Source organism: Chitinibacter sp. ZOR0017 (assembly GCF_000799095.1).
GTDB classification, from domain to species: Bacteria; Pseudomonadota; Gammaproteobacteria; order Burkholderiales; family Chitinibacteraceae; genus Chitinibacter; species Chitinibacter tainanensis.
This window is the reverse complement of sequence record NZ_JTLG01000031.1, coordinates 1-18,211: the sequence shown is the minus strand read 5'-3', so window position 1 is coordinate 18,211 and position 18,211 is coordinate 1. Positions and strand designations below refer to the sequence as shown.

The window sequence follows — 18,211 nt, the reverse complement described above, 5'->3', positions numbered from 1 at the left end:
TGCAAGGGGCAAGGCAAGACTGCCCCTTGCTCGTCCGGCGGGCGAAACCGCCGGTTTACCGCCTGCGTAGCAGGCCATGCTCAACCTGCTCCTGCAGGGAATACAATCCACCTTGACGCTCCATCGCTCCCACATCAACAATCGCTCTACTTTCACCCCACGGAACCACCATGCGCCCTCGCCTCAACCTGATTTTGCTCGGTGTAAATGATCTGGCGCGCGCCAGTGCATTTTACGCAGCGCTGGGCTGGCCCAAGGCGCCGACGAGCCATGCGGGCTTTGTGAAAATTGATCTGGGTGGCGTGGTGTTGGGTTTGCTCGATCGGGCAGAGCTGGCTAAAGATTGCCTAGCACCGGTGCAAAGCCACACCGGATTTGCCGGCTTTGCCCTCGTTTATATTGCGCATTCGGCCGCCGAAGTCAGCACCGTGCTCGCGGCGGCGGCCGCGTGCGGGGCCGAGATTGTGAAGCCTGCCACCACCACGGACTGGGGAGTGGCAGGCTATTTTCGCGATCTGGATGGTCATCTCTTTGAGGTGTGCTACGAGGCGGGCTGGGTCTTTGATGCCGATGACCACCTCGTAGTGTAACGCTTAGCGCAATAAGCGCTGCGCCAGCCCCGACTGGCGCTCCACTTTGCGCGCCACCGCCTGGCGCACGCTGCGCTCGTCGCCCCACAGCGTCACGCGGGTTTTGGCGCGGGTGATGGCGGTGTAGACCAGCTCGCGGCTTAAGAGCTGCCCAGCGCCCGCTTCGCCGGCGGGCAGCAGCAAGAGCACATGGGCAAATTCCGAGCCCTGCGATTTGTGCACCGTCATGGCAAAGGCAGTTTCCACATTGGCCAGCCGCGCCGGTGACACGCAGCGGGTGCTGCCATCGGCCTGCAAAAAATGCACCCACAGCTTGCCGCTGGCATCGGGCAGCGTGAGGCCAATATCGCCATTAAATAAGCCCAGCTCGTACAGATTTTGCGGGATCAGCACGGGCCGGCCGGCATACCATTGCTGCTCGGGCAGCTTGTGGCCACGGCGGGCAAGCTGCTGCTCCAGCAAGGCATTTACCTGCTCGACACTGGCCGCGCCACGGCGCAGCGGGCTTAAGACCCGAAAGGCGTCAAAGGCGGCAAACACCGGCGCCGCGCTGGGCAAACCCGCGCCGGCCAAGGCGGCGGTGGTCTGCGTGCTGGCATAGTCGGCCACGGCGGCGAGATAAGGCTGATACGCCGCCCACAGCGGGGCTAATAGTTCGGGCAAGCCGCTGCTGGCCGGGTCGGCCGCCAACCAAGCGAGCTCTGGCGGCTGATCCGCGTTCAGGCTGGCTGGCAGCGCGGCCGGGCTCATGGCGTTGGGCTGTAATAATTCAAACACCACGCGGATTTGTTCCTGATTAATCGCGCGGGCCAGCTGGCCAATCTGGCCGGAAAAGCGATAACTTTTCACCAAGGTAATCACATGATCGCCAAGCTGGCTGGGCGAAAACTCGGGCTGCACCGGCTGGCCGGTGAGCGCACTGAGCTGCGCGGCAAACGCGGGGGATAGCCCGACATCGCTACACAAATCACCCAGCACCGCGCCCGCCTCCACCGAGGCGAGCTGGTCTTTATCGCCTAACAGCACCAGCCGCGCATGGCTGGGCAAGGCGGCCAGCAGTTTACTCATCAGCGCCAGATCGACCATCGAGGCTTCATCCACCACCAGCACATCCAGCGCCAGCGGGTGGCCGGCATGATGCACAAAGCGCACCGAATCGGGCCGGCTACCCAACAGCCGATGCAGCGTGCTGGCTTCGGTCGGCAGCGCGGCCAGCACCTCGGGCGCGAGCTGATCAGTCAGCTGGCTGCGGGCATTGCGAATGGCTTCCTGCATACGGTTGGCCGCCTTGCCGGTGGGCGCCGCCAGCCGGATATTCAGCGGCGTGCCCGCGGTTTGCAGCGCGCCGGCTTGAAACAGCGCCAGTAGTTTGACCAAGGTGGTGGTTTTGCCGGTGCCCGGCCCGCCGCTGATCACCATCAGTGCCTTGCATTGCGCCGCCGTGGCAGCCACGCGCTGCCAATCCAGCTCTTTGCCAGCCGGGCCAAAGAGCTGGGTGAGTTGCGCGGCCAGCCCTGCGGGCGGAGCGAGTTCGCGCGCACACAGCGCGGTTAGCCGCGCCGCCAGCTCGGCTTCGTAGGCGTGATAGCGCGCCAGATACAGGCGGCCCGCTTCGGCAATCAGCGGGCAAAATTCACCCGGCGCCCCCACCGCACCGCTGGCGCGCCAGGCAGCCAGATCACTGCCGGGCGGAATGCTGACGCAGACATCGCCGCGCTCGCTGGCGCTGGCGGCCTGCAGTGCCAAACCCAGTAAATCAGGCGGCGCGCTGGGGCAGGTTTTGCGCAGCAGCGCCACCAGCGCCTGACCATAGGCACTGCCGCTGGCAGCGCTCGCGCCGCTAAGCGATGCAGTGCGGGCTGGCTCGGCCACGGCGGGCTCAACTGGCGCTAACCCGGCCGGGGCGGTCAATTCGGTTTGTGGTGAATTAATCATGTTGCGCTCCCAGTACGGCATCCAGCGCCTCAATTAAACCCACCGGGGGTTTATGCTGCCAAATACCGGCCTCTTTCGCTTCTGGGTGCATACCCCGAATAAATAAATACATCACGCCACCAAAATCACGCTGATAGTCATACGCCGCGCCCAAGCGCTGGCGCAAATAGCGATGCCAGGCCACCGCATACAGCAGGTATTGCAGATAGTAATGCGCATCGGCCATCGCCTCGGTCAGCCGGGCGGGCTGATAGTCATCCCAGCTGGCGCCCAGATGGTTGGATTTGTAATCGATGATGTAATAGCGCCCCGCATGAACGGCCACCAAGTCGATCACGCCATTTAAATACGCCTCGATCTGCTCGGGCTTTAGCCGCTGGCTGGCGGCGATAAACGCCGCTGGCACGTCATATTGCGGCTCGGCCAGCACCGCGCAAAAGCGCCGCAAATCCAGCGTGGGGCAATACAGCAAAAATGGCCATTCGTTCAGCCGCTGTCGCCGGCTCAGGCTGGCCAGCGTAAAGCGCGGCCCATCGCCTACCCCTATTGGGGTATCTAGCACTTCACCCAGCCAATCTGCAAGCTCGGAGAGCATACCCTCCTCGGGTACATCCGCATCCGCAGGGCTGCTGCTATCAGCTGATGGCAGCAAGCCGGCTTGCTGCAATTGCTGCGCGATCACCGGCCACCATTGCTGCCGCTCGGGCTGGGTGAAATCCCAGTGTTCAAACATGCCGTGCAGCGCGGTGCCGGCATCGGCGCCGCGGGTAAAGCGAAAGCGCAGCGGCCCCAGCCGCTCGGTGCTCAGCGTGGGCAAGACATCACGATCATGATCTGCGGCGTGTTCGGCCTGCTCGCTGCTGCCATGCCGCGCCACTCCGCGCGACAGCGACGAGAAACTCACCAGCCGCCACGGCGCTGCCCACGGGCGCGGCGGCAGCTGCGCCACCGCCAACGTGGGTTGCTGCGCCGCCGGCGGCTGATAGCGGGCCTGCTGCGGCAATTCGCTCAGATCGCTGATACTCACCGGCCCCAGAGCCTGCAGCGCGCCGGCCAGCTCGCTGGCGCTCCACTCGCCGATTTTGCTGTGCAGCGTGGCGCCCTGAACCCGCAGCACCTGCGCCAGCGCCGCATTATTCAGCGCGGGCTTGGAGGCAAAATGCAGTTTTTCGGTAAAGCTCGGGTAGGCCAGATACAGCCGATGCTTGGCGCGAGTCAGCGCCACATACAAGAGCCGCAGCTGCTCGGCATAGCCCTCCAGCCGCGCTTGCTCGACCGCGGCCTGCCGCGCTTCGGGGCTGCCGTGCAAGAGGGTGCGTGCTTCGCCGCTGGCGGTGTGATATTGCAAGAGCTGGCCATCGCGGCTGAGCTCGCCCGGCCCGCGCCACAGCAAAGGGCAAATCACCACCGGGTATTCCAGCCCTTTGGAGGCATGAATGGTCACAATCTTTACCCGCTCGGCATCGCTTTCCAGCCGCATTTGCTGGTTTTCCGCCTGCCCATCCGGCTCGGCAATCTGCCGATCCAGCCAGGCCAGCAACAAGGCTGGGCTGGGGCGCGCGCGGGCTTCATGCTGAATCAGCTCGGCCACGTGCAGCAAATTAGTCAGCCGGCGCTCGCCATCGGCAAAACCGAGCAAGCGCGCTGGCGTGCCGCTGTGCACCAGCCAGCGGCGGAACATCGCCATAAACCCGGCTTTGCGCCATTCATCGCGCAGGGTTTGTAGCTGCTCGATCTGCGCCAGCCACGCCGCTTCATCCGCTTGCAGCGCAATCAGTTGCGCCACACTCAGGCCCACCACCGGGCTAACCAGCGCGCGGCGCAGCAAGGCCGGATTGGCCGGCTCATTAATCGCCAGCAGCAAAGCCAGCAGCCCCTGCGCCTCGGGCGCGGCAAACACGCTTTCGCGCACCTGCGTCACCGAGGGCACACCGGCGCGCAGCAAGGCGCGACGCAGCTGTTCGGCATCGCGGTGGCTGCTGACCAAAATCGCAATATCCCCCGGCGCTAGCGGCCGCTCGCCCAGGGTGGCCTGCCCGGCCGCCGCGCGCTGCAAGAGCTGCACAATTTCCTGCGTTACCCCCTGCACAATCAGCTGGCGGGCGGCATCGGCCTTGGGCGCCGGATACACAAAGGCATGCACCGGCTGCCGCTGATCGGCGATCTGTAATTTAGATGGCCCGCTGTGCTTGGCCTTGATCTCCGGGTGCTGAATTTGCGCCTCGACAAAAGCATCAGCCGGCGCAAACAGCCGGTTGATAAAGGCGATAATCGCGGCATCCGAGCGAAAATTGGTATCGATCGAATAGCGACCCGTCGCCGCTTGCCGTGCCTGCAGATAGGCATACACATCGGCGCCACGAAAGGCGTAAATCGCCTGCTTGGGATCGCCCACCATGAAGAATGGCGGCGCGCTGCTTTCCCCGCCCGCTCCAACCTGTTCGCACGTATCCGCCGCCTGCGGCGCGCCAAACAGCGTATCCAGAATGCAAAACTGGGTCGGGTCGGTATCTTGAAATTCATCCACCAGCGCGGCGCGGTATTTCTGCCGCACCTTGGCCACCAGATGCGCGCGGCGGCGCTCGTCCTGCAAGGCGCTGGCCAAGAGATTCAGGCTGTCATCAAACGACATTTGCCCCGCCGCGGACTTGCGCAGCGCCAGCTCGCGACGCACATAGCGGCCAAAGCCCAGTAACCAGTGCGCCAGATACAGCGCTAGATCTTGCTCCAGCGTCGTGCGGGTATCGATCAGCGCCTCTACCGCAGCAAAAAACGCATCGTGCGGCACGCTGTCTTGGTGTTTTTTCAGCACCGCATCGGTCAAGGCCGTCTGCGCCAAGGCTTTCAGCTCGGCCGGCAGCGGCCCATTGGGCGCGGCAAAATAGGCCTCGATGCGCGCAGGCCAGCCGGCTTCGGCCAGAAAAGCCAGTTTGTTTTTCTTGAGCAGCCCTTGCGTGTGCAAAATAGTTAGCGCCGGCACCAGCCGCGCCGGTGCCCACAGCTGAGCGCAGGCCGCGACCGCCTGCTGCCAGCGTGCGGCCACTTGCCCCAGCTCGGGGCAAGCGGGCAATGGATCCAGCCGGGCTTCATCCAGCCCCGCCCAGCGGTGGGCCATACGCGCCAGCGCATCCACCCCCAGGCCTTTGGTGCGCCCTACCGACACTTGCGCCAGATAATTCACCCAGATGGGATCAGCAGGGTATACCTCGCTACGCCAGAAATCTCGGGCAATCTGGGCCAATACCTCTGATTCATCGCTAATCATCTCACGATCAAAATCAAAGCCGGCCTCAAACGCTTGCTCGGTCAGCAGGCGCTGACAAAAACTGTGAATGGTTGAAATCGCCGCCTGATCAAGCGTAGCCAGCGCCAACCGCAGCTGATCCAGCAGCGGTTTCACCGCCACGCCCTGCGCCACAATCTGCGCCCACAGCGTGGCGCAAAATGGCTCGGGCTCGCCATTGAGCAAAACGGGGCTTTCGTCTTGCAGCGTTTGCGCCAGCTGCGCCAGCCGAGTGCGGATGCGGTCTTTCAGCTCGGCGGTGGCGGCCTTGGTAAAGGTCACCACTAAGATCTGCTCGGGCAGCAAGGCCCGGCTGAGATCAAACTGCGGTGCGGCGCCAGCCCCCTCTGCGCCGGCATGTGCCCCCAGCACCAGCCGCGCATACAGGCCGGTGATATTAAAAGTCTTGCCAGTGCCGGCCGAGGCCTCGATCAGATTCCGCCCACCCAGCGGCACGGTATGCACGGCCAGTGGGGCCAGCTGCAAGGCAGCTGACTGGTGGACTGGCGGCAGCTCGGCAGACTCGTGGGTAGGCTCTGCTTCAGCGGCAGTAGCAGCAGTCGCGGCGGCGCTCAGCTCAGGCATGGCGGTAGTCTCGGTGGGGTTGGCGTTACTGGATAAATCCGGCCCGAATAAATCCGGCTGCGTGTGGATAGGCTCGTTCGGCTTCATAGTGCCTCCGGCGTAGCGGCCTGGCGGGCCAGATCGGCGCGCAAGCTACTGCGGCTCAGGTGGGCGAAAAGCGGCGCCAACAATCGCTCGCTCCAGTCGGCAAATTCATCCCGCCATGGGCTCTCCTCGGCCAGCGGATCTTCCGGCCACAGCAATTGAATAGCCGGGTCGGCGTATTCACCCAGCTTATCAAAGCTGTCGTACCAGCTTTTGCTCAGGACATCCCAACGCTGCTCCGGCTCGGCCGCCTGCCATTGCAGCGCAGTTTTGCTAAACCAGGCTTGCGGGCGCTGCCAATGCGCCAGCACAAAGGCCAGCACGATATTGAGCTCACTCAGCGCCGCTACGGCACTCAGCGGCGCAAAACACCAGACTTCCTCCGGCGCCAATACCCGTGTTGGCGCCGTACCGCCCAGCGCGCAATAGGCCAAATGGCGCAACCAAAAGCGCAATACCTCGCGCGGAAAAACCTTGCTGCGCTCAATCAGCTGCCCGGCCGGATACAGCCGATCCAACGTGACGGCCAGCGGGTAGCTCTGGCCCGCGTGGCTGAGCGCCAGCCATTCACTCAGCACCTGTTCGGCCGCCTCGCCGCGATAGCTCGGTAGCGCCTGGCGCAAAGCATCGGCGGCTTCGATTTCGCGCGCTAGCAACAAGCGCCCGGGCGTGCCCAGCGGCACCTGCCCTTGCGCGGCCAACAGGTCGGCCGCTGCCGGGCCATATTGCAAGGTGCGCTCGCGCACCAGCCGGTCGGCAAAATCGCGTAGATCAAATGGCTCGTCTTCCGGCAGCGCGCCGGCAGCTTCATCCAGATTCAGCTGCGCGCGGTAGCGCAGGAAAAAGGTGGCGGGCTTGCTCAGGCATTCAGCCAACAGGCCCAGCGTTAAGGTGGGTAGCGGCGGGATTTCTTCGGTACCGGCCAGTACGGGCGCCACGACGGCATCACCTGTGCCCGTCGCCAGCTCGCTCGGGCCTTGCAGCAGGCGCCGCGCGGCATCACCCCACAGCGGATTAAACGACTGCACCGGGGTATCGGGCTGAAAGCTTTGTGGGCTAAAGACTTGCAGCGGATACTCCGTATAAATCTGCGCAAGCAAGGCGCTACCATCGTCATCGCTACTGGCGGCAAAGCCTTGGCGGACGACATCCAGCACATCGGCCACCAGCACCGATGGCGGATAAGCCTCGTTATCACGCACCCCGCGCCCCACCCACGATAAATACAAACCGTCGCGCGCCGCGAGCAGGATTTCTAAGAACAGATAGCGGTCATCCAGCCGGCGCGAACGATCGCCCAGCCGCGGGTTTTGCGCGATCAAATCAAAGCCGGCCTGAGGCGGATTGCGCGGAAAATCGCTTTCATTCAGCCCCAGCACGGCAATGCGCCGGAACGGCAGCCCGCGCATCGGCACCATGGTGCAAAAAGTCACCCCACGCGACACAAAGCCCGAGCCCCGGCTGCTGGTATCAAAGCGATGAGTCAGCCAATCGAGTACCACCAGCCGCGAGACGCTGGTATTGAGCTCGGCCAAGGCGGCCTCTTCCGCCAGCGCCGCCAGCGTGCTGCGAATGGCTTGCAAGAGCAGGCGCTCGGCATCCTGATACGGGTCGAAAAGGAAAAACGCCTCCAGTAGTTGCAGTGCCTCCGTGCTCCACTCGGCCAAGGTGCGCGCCGGCTGCAGCCGCTGCCGCCAGCTCGCCAGCGCGCTGATCACCGCCTGCAGCTTGGCCAGCAAGACCACTTGCGAGCCTTCCAGATCATCCCACGGCGCCAGCCCTTGCCACAGCGGCAAGGCCTCGCCCGCCTGCGCTTGCGGCAGTGCTGCGCCCAAAATCAGGCTATCGAGCCCGGCTTGCCAGGTATTGGCCGCCCCCAGCTCCGCCAGCCCCGGGGCCGCGGCCAGCACTTCGGCACGGTGGGCGGCATCCAGCCCCCAGCGGATGCCGGCGCTACTAATCCAGTGTTGCAGCGTCGCCAGTTCATCCGCGCTAATGCCAAAACGCGCCGCCAGCTGCGGGTTTTCCAAGAGGCCAAAGACTTCATCGGCGGTGCAGCGGCTGGCCGGCAGATTAAAGAGCTGCAAAAACACGGCGATCGCCGGGCATTCTTGCGCGGTTGTCAGATCAGCAATATTAAATGGCAGCGCCGGCGCACCCGCCGCCGCCGCGCCACCAAACACCGCCTCGATCAGCGGCGCATACGGCCCCAGATCAGGCAGCAGCACGGCAATATCGGCCGCCAGCAGCGTTGGATCGGCCGCGAGCCAGTGGCAAATCTGATCGTGCAGTACTTCCACTTCGCGCATCGGGCTGTGGCAGCTATGAAAACTCAGCGAGCGATCTTGCGCCGGCACCACATAGCGGCTCACAGCGCCCGGCGCATCGCCGCGCTGCCGCAGATTGAGAATATCGGATTGCAATTGCTGCAGCAGACTTGGGCTGGCAAGATCCGCCGCCGGATCAAGAAACAGCGGCCCATCGCCGCCCATGGTCCACGGAAAAGCCTCGGTCACTGCGCGATAAAAATCACGCCCGGCCTTGCCCATACTGGCCAGCAGCGGATGGCCAACATCCAGATAGAGGCTTTCTTGCGGCCGGGCCAATTGCTGCCGCGCCTGCGCTTGCGGGCTCACAATCGCGCCCCAGTCTTCGCGACAAGGGTTAAGCAAAAATAGATTCACATCGATATGCTCGGCCAGCGCGCCCAGCACATCGATATAAGCGGGCGGCATGCTCGCCAGACCAAACACGGTGAGCCGTTCGGGTAAATGTTGCGGCGCCTCGTGCGCCCAGCGGGCAAACAGCTGCACAAACATCTCGGCCCGGTGCGGCACTGGCGCGCCCAAGCCGGCCTGCGCCAGCGAGCCCTGCTGGATGGCCTGATGCGCTTCGCGCCACAAGGCGGCCTGCCAGGCTTCATCGGCCCCCAAGTTACCCACCAGCCGGCCGGCTTCCCACTCGGCGATCCAGTCGCGGCGAAACACCAGATACTGATCAAACACATCGGCCAGTTTGCCGGCCAGTGCCATGCGCCGGCGCTCATCGCCTTCCTGCAAATAGGCCGCCACGATCGGGCTTTGCGCGCGCGCCGCCGAGCGAGGCAAAATCTCGAACAGCCGCCAGGCCAGCGCCGCCGAGCCATAGGGAGAATCTTTCGGTAGCCCCGGCAAGGCCTGCTGCAAAAGTTGCCAGACAAAACCGGCCGGCAAGGCAAAATCCACCCCGGCGCAAATGCCGGTGCGCCGCGCCAGCGCAAAGCGCAGCCAGCGCTCCATCCCCTTGCTGGAGACGATGATTTTTTCATTGGCCAGCGGATCCGTCAGCGGCACCTCGATCAGGGCCAGCATAAGTTCAAACAGGTTTTCCAGCCGGTTGGACTGAAACAGATTGAGACGCGCAGTCATGGGGTTTCCTTGCCGTTCAGCCGGCTATTTTAGCCCAGAATCGGGGCTGACTTCATTCTGACAACAGCAGCGCCATCTCGGTGTCGCAAGCTGCGCAAGCACGGGTAGATTTGTTAGACTGAGCCATCTTGTTGGCCTGTGCACATCATGCAACTGACCCGACTGCAAGTGACCAATTTTCGCGGCATTAGCCAGATTGATCTGCATCTGGATGCAGCCGCCACCGCACTCTTTGGCGAAAACAACTGGGGCAAAACCAGCCTGATTGTGGCGCTGTGCCGCTGTCTGACCACGCCACAACCGGTGGAGACCCTGTTTAGCCACGAAGACTTTCACCGTGTGCACAATACCCGGGCCAGTATTGCCCGGCGACTCAATATCACACTGTACTTTCAGGGCAATACCCCCGGGGATGAATTTGCGCCACTGTGCTGGCATAGCTGGCGCAACCCCGAAGATGGCAGTGAAGATGCCCATGAGCCGATGTTGGCGCTGCGCTTTAGCGCCGAGCGCTTTGGCCATCATGAAATCCGCGCGCGGCGTAGTTTTATTCACCCCGACGGCAGCGAAATCGAGCACCCCGCGACCGATCAGCTGGCCGATACCCTGATCCGCCTGCATCCGGTGTTGCGCTTTCGCGATATGCAGCTCACCGACTGGCTGGAACACCCGCGGCTGGCCAGCCGGCCGCAAGACAGCCAGCTCACCCTCCCGGCGAGCGACGCGGTGCGGCAAGTCTTCGAGCGGATACTGACGCTACCGCATCAGCTGCATCCGCAGGAATTACGCCAGGGGCTGGCCGCCATGCAGCAGCTGCTGAGCGAAAACACCAATCTGCTCGCGCGCGAGAGCAACCCCAATCAGCGCCTGGCCGAGCAAATTGCCAACGCCCCTCTCAATTTTCGCGATGAAGATAATCTGCTGGAAATCGCCCAGCGCTCGGGCTCGAATCTGCGCCGCATGGCGCTGCTGATGCTGATCGGTGCGCTGCTGCATGCGCGTGGCGAAGATGCCCTCAGCCACGAAGCGCAGCCCATTATGGTGATGGAAGACCCGGAAACGCATTTACACCCGATTCAGCTGGGTTTGCTATGGGGGCTGATCGAGCAGCTGCCGCTGCAAAAAATCATCACCACCAATCATGGCGACTTGCTGGCCAGCTTTCCGCAGCAAGCACTCAGGCGGCTAGTGCGCAAAGCCCATTCGGTGCATGTGTATCAGCTGGGGGAGGCCGCGCTGTCGATGGCCGATGCGCGCAAAGTGGCGTTTCATATTCGTAGCAATCGCAGCAGCAGCATGTTTGCCCGCGTGTGGCTACTAGTGGAGGGCGAAACCGAATTCTGGCTAATCCCCGAATTAGCCCGCATTTGCGGGGTGAATTTCCCGCTGGAGGGCATCCGCTGCGTGGAATTTGCCCAAGCGGGGCTGGCGCCACTGATCAAGTTTGCCGATCAGCTGGGCATACACTGGCATGTGCTCTGTGATGGTGACGATGCGGGGCTGAAATACTGGCAGCGGGCGCAAAAGCTCTTGCGCGGCCGTGAGGAAAGCCAGCACATCACCCTCTTGCCCAGCCGTGATATCGAGCATTTTTTCTGGGAGCACGGCTTTGCCGACATTTACCGCGCCGCGGGCCAGCCGCTACGTGAGCCCATGTCGCCGCAACACGCGGCCGCCCTCGCGCTACAGTCACAGCAACCCATGAGTGACGAAGACATCATTAGCCGAGCGCTGCGCTATCACAGTAAACCCGGCATGGCGCTGGAAATCGCTGAAGCTGCCGAGCTCAAAGGGCGCGAGAGCATTCCGCCGCAATTACAAACGATGTTTAGCACCCTGCAGGCGCTGGCCAGCAGCCTACCCGAAAGCGAAGTGTGAAGCTGAGCCAATCCATTAATCAGGACCACAGCCCAACAGCCCCGCCGCGTTCACACTGGCAACGCCAAGCAGTACTGGCCAGCCACTGGCAATGGCTCCTCACCCTGCTGGGGCTGGGTATGAGCTATCTGGTGCATTTTTTCTTGCTGTTTGTAATCGGGGTCGGGCATATGATGCCCGGCCTACCCGGCTGGTTTACATTGGCTTCGCTATTGCTGCAGCTCATCCCACTGGCAGCTTCTGCCTTAGCGAGCTTGGCGCTGTTGTGGAGCTGGCAACGCCGCCACGTATGGCTGTGGCTCACATTATTTGGCTGGGTCTGCCTTAGCCTGCCCATTTTTGCTGAACTCGCGCGGCAATATGGAGGCACGGTGGGGCAATAAAAAACCGCCGCAGTGGCGGCGGTGTGCTGCGGCTTAGCGCGATTAAAACCAGGCCCCAAAGTTGGCTTTAAAGCCATTCAAATGCTCGCCAGTGATGTAGCTAAAGCCCGCGCGCAAATCGGCTTCGCGTGCACTGAGGCTGCGCTTGGTGCCAAAGGTAATGCCGATTTCATCCTGATAATTACTAAAGAGCTCGGTACCGGTGTAGCGAGTATCAATCACAAACGCTTCGATGGTGAGCGGCGTATCCAGCAAGGACCAGGGCGTATCCCACGAGAACAACAGGCCATTGCGAAACACGGTATTGGCCACATCAGGGCTGATAGTGGTGTTGTCGTACTTCACCCGCATCACTTTGTAGTAGCCCACCATATTGCCTAGCGAGAGCGACCAGCCCTCGCCTTGCCAAGTGTAATTCGAGCTTAAACCCAGCGAAGTCATCCAACCACCACCGGCCAGATCTTTAGAGCCGGTGATCCGTGCCCCACCGGACACCGCCACCACCCAGTTGGGCTGCACCGGATAGCGGTACACGGCACTCAGGCTGGCATCATAGGCTGTCGAGCCATCCACCGTGGTGTAGCCCAAGGGGATATTCACCAAGAGCTCATGATTGGCCTCATCAAATTGCCGCGAGTAAGTCAGCGGCAGGGTAAATCCATCACTACTCATGCTTTTGGCTGCCCCCACCGCATCACTAACAAAATGCCCGTACACTACGCCCAGGCCAAAGGTATTGCTGCTGCCAGTGCCCCCACTGCGCGCGCCCGAGCCCAGCCACATGGCCTGACTATCTTGTGTTACCGCCCGGCTCATCAAGCTATTGGGATTGCCGGCAACCGGATCAACTGGCGAGAGTTTGACGCTGGTTTTTAAAAAGGCTTCGAGAAATTGCGGGTTCTTTTTGATGAAGTCGCCCATCATTTTTTCGCTTTCATCCCGCGTCGCGCCGATAAAGCTCTGATTGAGATTAATGCTAGGCACTTCCAGCACCAGCTTGGTGCTATTGGCAGTTGGGTAGGCCATCTTGATCGGCACGCCGCGAAAATTAATCTCGGCCGACACCACTTCCGTCCCCTGATAACCGGCAAAAAACGAGCGGATCGATGGTGTTTCTAGAATATTGATCGAATCATCCGCCGAATCGAGGCTGATTGAACTCGATTTACCATGAATCGTCGCTGTAATATCAAATACACCTGCAACGGATAAAGTAGAAGCTAGGCCCATTCCGCAGGCCAACATTGTCCATGTGCGCATCGCCCCCTCCTATGGCTGTCATCTTCCTAAACAGCCTAGTCAGTGATGCAGAGCAGCACAAATATGAAATTAAAAATATCTACTTGATCTTAAACATAAAAAAACTACTTCTAGCGCAAAAAAAGCCAAATTCAAGTCTTGCTATCCTGGTCGAGCGGCAACTGCGGCAAAGCCGCCACAGCATGCTGCCAACGCAAGTAAATTCGCCATTCGCGCAAGGCCATCGGTGCCGCGCTATCGGGCCAGATGATTAAAGTAGCGGTGCGCTGCCAGCGTTTTTCAGGCTGCCACACCAGCAGCAATATCCCACCAGCGCTCCAATGCTGTTGTAGCGCCCACACCACTTGCCGCCCGTCGCGATAGTTGATCTCAAATAATCCGTCAGCTGAGGCGCGTACTTCGACTACTGCATCCACCTGCCAAGGGCGGCGCCAATACCAGCGCCAAGCGCCCACTACCGGCAAGCCGAGCAAGGCAAAAGCCCAGTGCTGCGGCACAAGCAAGCCCACCGCCAGCAAGGCCAAGCCAAATTGCAGACATAAAAAACCCCGCTCCCAGCGGGATACGGGGTTAATCTGCAAAGGCAGCGGCAACATGTTTAGTCGCCGATCTGAATGCTGCCGTTCACCGTCACAAACAGCCGGCTTTCACCTGCATCAACCGGGGCCGGCGCTGGGGCCGCGGCGGCTTCCATCATCGCAGGCGCCATGCGGTACATCGGCCGTGGTGGCGGGCTATTGGTTTGCGTCTGAACATTCAGATTGATCGCTTTCCAGCCACTGCCACTCATCCCGCGCTGAATCAGGCTCGCCCGCTCGCGAAATGCCTTTAAGCCCTCGCCAATCAGCTGGTCTTCCACCTGCTTGCGGCTTTGCTCAGACACTTCGTAGCGGATATCCGCCAGTTGCAGCGCTATACCGGTGCTTTGCGGTTTTTGCAGCGCAGCAATCAGCTGGGATAGCGCGGTAAAGTCTTTGGAATTGATCCGCAGCTCACCGCGGCTGCGCCAGCCTTGCGGCTGGTTTTTGCTGTTATACAGCGGATAGCTGCTATAGCCGGTTCCCGCCGATTGCACGCTTGGATATTGCTTGAGCGTTTTTTGCGCGGCGAGGATGGTCTGGTTGATTTTATCCGCCAGCTTGCTCGGATCATTGTCGCTGAGTTCCACAAACAGCACCGCGTGGGCCAGATCATTGCTCACTTGCTGACTGGCCGAAGCTTCCAGATTCACCACATTAAAGCGTGGCTCATCGGCGGCATTCACCACCAGGGGTATTGCCAGCAATACTGCGATTGAACTTGCAATCAGCGACATACGCATACAGGGTATCCTTTTAGTGGTAGTTGTGATCGGTCGGCGTATTGTGAATTTCTTCGGCCACCGCATCCATCACGCCCAAGTGGATTTCCACATCGAACCAATCCCAAAACAGCTTCAGATTGCGCTTGGCCGGCCACAGGCTTTCGTCCTGCACCCAGCTGGCCAGCTCTTGCGCAAACAGCTGATCGGCAATGTCATCAATAAAGGCGATGGCGTCTTCCGGCTCTTCCGCTTCCGGCACCAGAATCACCGTACAGTCAGAACGGATTTCTTCCAGCGTGAGCACCACATCATTGCCGGGCAAAGCATTGAGCCAATCTAAAAACGCTTGTTTGGGGCGGATAATGGCCGCCGAACGATCAACGATAAACATGGTATTTCCTAAAAAAGAGCATGACCAACAGGTCGGGGCTATGCGGTAAATCTCAAACCGCCGGCCCAGGCCAATTGGCTAATGTCTTGAACTATTGCACATTAGTCCGGCTGAACCAACGCTGAATTTTCACGTTGCTTGCCGGCTGAATGGGGCGCCACCGCTCAGCAGTGCGCCCCCCCTTTCTCTTGCCTGCTGCGGCCTAGCGACGGCGACGTTTAGGCGCGGCAGGTACACCCTGCGCGGCCTGCTCGGCAGCGGCGCGGCGACGCTGGGTCGCCGTGCCCGGCTTTTTGCGCTTCGCAGCGGGTGTGGCAGGTGCAGCGGCGCTGCTGCGGCCACGCCCACTCCGAGGCGCGTAGGGATTACGCGCTGGCGGCTCATCAGCTTGCCAAGCGGCTGCTTCGGCATCATCAAAAAACGGCTTGGCGCTCACGCCGCTCAGACGGCTTTCGGTAACCGAGGCCCGCGTGCGGGCGGCACTAGGGGCCGCCGCTTTTTTGGTGCGGCGAGTAGATTCAAGCGGCGCTACTTCGGCGGGGGCTACTTCAACCGAGCTTGCCTCGGCACGGCGACGGCCGCTGGCCTTGGCTCCCGATTTACTGCCAACGGCGGCTGAGCCCGCAGCCTTGGGCGCGGTTTTGCCCGAGCTAGCGCCAACTTTAGCCGTTTTGCCGGCTTTATTGCCGCCACTACCGACCAAGCGGCCTTCATCATCGACCAGCGCAAAATCAATTTTGCTGGTTTCCAGATCAACCCGCACCACGCGCACTTTCACCCGATCGGTCATCCGGAATAGCTGGCCGCTGCGCTCGCCTTTCAGCTCTTTGCGCTGCTCATCAAAGTGGAAATAATCCACCCCCAGCTCAGACACATGCACCAGCCCTTCGACATACAGCTCATCGAGCAAAACAAACATGCCAAAGCTGGTCACTGCCGACACCGAGCCCATAAATTCGGCACCGATCTTGTCTTGCATGTAATAGCACTTCAGCCAGTTTTGGACATCGCGGCTGGCTTCATCGGCGCGGCGCTCGGTCATCGAGCATTGCGCGCCCAGCTGCTCCCACTTGCTAGCCGGTTTGTATTTCTTTTTCGCCAAAATCGCTTTGATGGCGCGATGCACCAGCAAATCGGGGTAACGGCGAATTGGCGACGTGAAGTGCGTATAGGCTTCGTAGCTCAAGCCAAAGTGGCCAGCGTTATCCGGCGAATACACCGCCTGCTGCAAGCTGCGTAGCAACATGGTCTGCAATAAAGGCGCGTCTTCGCGCTCTTTAATCGCATTGAGCACTTGCGCATAATCCTGCGCCCCTGGCTCATCACCGCCGCCGAGGCTTAGGCCCATCGTGCGCAGATATTCGCGCAGATTGCGCAGTTTTTCTGGCGTTGGGCCTTCGTGCACGCGATACAGGCACGGATGTTCGTTTTTCAGCAAATAATCGGCCGCGCAGACATTAGCGGCCAACATGCATTCTTCGATCAGTTTGTGCGCATCGTTGCGCACCACCGGCACGATGGCTTTGATTTTGCCCAGCTCATCAAACCGCATTTCGGTTTCCTGGGTTTCAAAATCAATGGCGCCACGTACCTGGCGCGCCGCCTGAAACACTTTAAACAGCGAATACAGGGTTTTCAGATGCGGCAACAGGTGGGTATTGGCCCGCGCGTCTTCCCCTTTGGGGTTTTCCAGCATATCCCATACCCGGGTATAGGTGAGGCGCGCCTTGGACAACATCACGGCCGGATAAAACTCGTATTTCTTGATTTCACCGGTGGCGCTCACCCGCATATCGCAGACCATACACAGCCGCTCAACATCCGGGTTCAGCGAGCAGATGCCGTTGGACAAGGCTTCGGGCAGCATCGGGATCACCCGACGGGGGAAATACACCGAATTACCGCGCTCGATCGCGGTGAGATCCAGTGCATCGCCCGGACGCACATAATGGCTTACATCGGCAATCGCCACCACCAGCCGCCAGCCTTTGCCTTTTTTCTCGGCAAACACCGCATCATCAAAGTCTTTGGCGGTTTCACCATCGATGGTCACCAGCGGTAGCTCACGCAAATCCACGCGCTCTACGCCTTGCTCGGGTTTCCAGTCTTTCTTTTTCACTTTCAGCGGCGTTTTGGCCGCTTGCACTTCGGCTTCGGGCGAGAACACGTGCGGCAAATTGTGTTTGCGCAGCGCGATTTCAATTTCCATGCCCGGGTCGTCATAATTGCCCAGCACTTCCACTACTTTGCCCACCGGCTGCGAATAGCGCGATGGCTGGGTTAGCAAATCGACCATCACCACTTGCCCAGCTTGGGCGCCACCGGTGTTTTTGGCTTCCAGCAAAATATCGCGGCTAATGCGCTTGTCTTCAGCGGTAACAAAAAACACACCGCGCTCATTATGCAGCCGGCCCACCAGCCGCTGATTCACGTGTTCGAGTACTTCGGCAATACTGCCTTCAGGGCGGCCGCGCCGATCGACGCCAATCGGGCGCACCAGCACACGATCACCGTGCAGCACTTTGTCCATTTCTTTCGGGCCCAGAAACAGATCATCGCCGCCATCATCGCGCAGCAGGAAACCAAAGCCATCCGGATGGCCCTGCACCTTACCGGCAATCAGGTCGAGTTTTTCTGGCAGGCACAAAGCACCCTTGCGGTTTACTAATAGTTGCCCCTCGCGGGCCATGGCCTGCAAACGGCGTTCGAATGCGTATTGTTCGTCTTCCAGAATCCCCAGCTGGGCCGCCAATTCATCGGCGTACATCGGCGCTCCGCGCTCGGTTAATAATTGCAGCAGGAATTCACGGGAAGGAAGGGGAAATTCATAGCGCGTTTTTTCTCGCGCCAAAAAAGGATCGCTGGCTCGTAAGCCATTCATTTTTGGATGGGTTTTGCTTTTACTCGGTTTTTTACTATCCATTAGGCGAATTTTTTTCTCAAAAAGTGATTGACAGGTTGTCGTGGGCTTCATATTATACGCCCCTCTCTGCTGCAGCAACGAAAACAAACGTTAACGAAGCTGCTGATTGAAGCGCCCAGGTGGCGGAATTGGTAGACGCACTAGGTTCAGGTCCTAGCGCCCGCAAGGGTGTGGAAGTTCGAGTCTTCT

The 18,211-nt window shown here is 60.7% G+C and carries 11 protein-coding genes; 3 read left to right on the top strand and 8 right to left on the bottom strand.

What is annotated here, in order from left to right; genetic code table 11:
• Nucleotides 1-170 precede the first annotated feature (170 nt).
• Nucleotides 171-590, top strand: coding sequence for a VOC family protein (locus L991_RS10695; RefSeq protein ID WP_047395202.1), 420 nt, complete (start codon nucleotides 171-173; stop codon nucleotides 588-590).
• A gap of 3 nt (nucleotides 591-593) precedes the next feature.
• Here L991_RS10695 and recD read toward each other — a convergent pair whose 3' ends face one another.
• Genes recD through recC form a run of 3 tightly spaced genes read right to left on the bottom strand, consistent with a single transcriptional unit; the run spans nucleotide 594 to nucleotide 9,884 of the window.
• Entirely contained in the window at nucleotides 594-2,525 is a 1,932-nt protein-coding gene (recD, locus tag L991_RS10690; RefSeq protein WP_081986636.1) for an exodeoxyribonuclease V subunit alpha, read from the bottom strand.
• On the bottom strand, nucleotides 2,518-6,480 hold the full coding sequence (gene recB, locus L991_RS10685; protein ID WP_047395197.1) for an exodeoxyribonuclease V subunit beta: 3,963 nt from the start codon (nucleotides 6,478-6,480) through the stop codon (nucleotides 2,518-2,520). Before recB ends, recD begins: the two co-directional genes overlap by 8 nt.
• Nucleotides 6,477-9,884: an exodeoxyribonuclease V subunit gamma gene (gene recC / locus L991_RS10680; protein ID WP_052190818.1), complete on the bottom strand. Its 3,408-nt coding sequence runs from the start codon at nucleotides 9,882-9,884 to the stop codon at nucleotides 6,477-6,479. The genes recB and recC overlap by 4 nt, the downstream gene beginning before the upstream one ends.
• Before the next feature lie 147 nt (nucleotides 9,885-10,031).
• Here recC and L991_RS10675 point away from each other — a divergent pair, with 147 nt between their 5' ends.
• Both L991_RS10675 and L991_RS10670 read left to right on the top strand, forming a co-directional pair.
• Complete coding sequence (locus L991_RS10675) at nucleotides 10,032-11,762, top strand: DUF2813 domain-containing protein (RefSeq protein ID WP_047395194.1); 1,731 nt, start codon at nucleotides 10,032-10,034, stop codon at nucleotides 11,760-11,762.
• A complete protein-coding gene (locus L991_RS10670; RefSeq protein ID WP_047395192.1) occupies nucleotides 11,759-12,145 on the top strand; it encodes a hypothetical protein in 387 nt (128 codons plus the stop codon). The genes L991_RS10675 and L991_RS10670 overlap by 4 nt, the downstream gene beginning before the upstream one ends.
• Before the next feature lie 42 nt (nucleotides 12,146-12,187).
• Here L991_RS10670 and L991_RS10665 read toward each other — a convergent pair whose 3' ends face one another.
• The 5 genes from L991_RS10665 to rnr all read right to left on the bottom strand — a co-directional run bounded on the left by L991_RS10665 (nucleotide 12,188) and on the right by rnr (nucleotide 17,980).
• Entirely contained in the window at nucleotides 12,188-13,405 is a 1,218-nt protein-coding gene (locus L991_RS10665) for a hypothetical protein (RefSeq protein WP_156129051.1), read from the bottom strand.
• A gap of 131 nt (nucleotides 13,406-13,536) precedes the next feature.
• Nucleotides 13,537-14,001 carry a hypothetical protein gene (locus L991_RS10660; RefSeq protein WP_047395187.1) on the bottom strand — a complete coding sequence of 155 codons (465 nt, stop codon included), beginning with the start codon at nucleotides 13,999-14,001 and terminating at the stop codon, nucleotides 13,537-13,539.
• A gap of 2 nt (nucleotides 14,002-14,003) precedes the next feature.
• Nucleotides 14,004-14,726: an SIMPL domain-containing protein gene (locus tag L991_RS10655; RefSeq protein WP_047395185.1), complete on the bottom strand. Its 723-nt coding sequence runs from the start codon at nucleotides 14,724-14,726 to the stop codon at nucleotides 14,004-14,006.
• 13 nt (nucleotides 14,727-14,739) lie between these two features.
• Entirely contained in the window at nucleotides 14,740-15,099 is a 360-nt protein-coding gene (locus L991_RS10650; protein WP_028450870.1) for a hypothetical protein, read from the bottom strand.
• Nucleotides 15,100-15,301: 202 nt separating this feature from the next.
• Entirely contained in the window at nucleotides 15,302-17,980 is a 2,679-nt protein-coding gene (gene rnr / locus L991_RS10645) for a ribonuclease R (protein ID WP_047395204.1), read from the bottom strand.
• Nucleotides 17,981-18,211 lie beyond the last annotated feature (231 nt).

Coding starts and splice junctions, on each gene's coding strand:
- L991_RS10675 (WP_047395194.1), top strand. CDS start 10,032: ATGCAACTGACCCGACTGCAAGTGACCAATTTTCGCGGCATTAGCCAG.
- recB (WP_047395197.1), bottom strand. CDS start 6,480: ATGAAGCCGAACGAGCCTATCCACACGCAGCCGGATTTATTCGGGCCG.
- recD (WP_081986636.1), bottom strand. CDS start 2,525: ATGATTAATTCACCACAAACCGAATTGACCGCCCCGGCCGGGTTAGCG.
- L991_RS10665 (WP_156129051.1), bottom strand. CDS start 13,405: ATGCGCACATGGACAATGTTGGCCTGCGGAATGGGCCTAGCTTCTACT.
- rnr (WP_047395204.1), bottom strand. CDS start 17,980: ATGAATGGCTTACGAGCCAGCGATCCTTTTTTGGCGCGAGAAAAAACG.
- L991_RS10650 (WP_028450870.1), bottom strand. CDS start 15,099: ATGTTTATCGTTGATCGTTCGGCGGCCATTATCCGCCCCAAACAAGCG.
- recC (WP_052190818.1), bottom strand. CDS start 9,884: ATGACTGCGCGTCTCAATCTGTTTCAGTCCAACCGGCTGGAAAACCTG.
- L991_RS10660 (WP_047395187.1), bottom strand. CDS start 14,001: ATGTTGCCGCTGCCTTTGCAGATTAACCCCGTATCCCGCTGGGAGCGG.
- L991_RS10655 (WP_047395185.1), bottom strand. CDS start 14,726: ATGCGTATGTCGCTGATTGCAAGTTCAATCGCAGTATTGCTGGCAATA.
- L991_RS10695 (WP_047395202.1), top strand. CDS start 171: ATGCGCCCTCGCCTCAACCTGATTTTGCTCGGTGTAAATGATCTGGCG.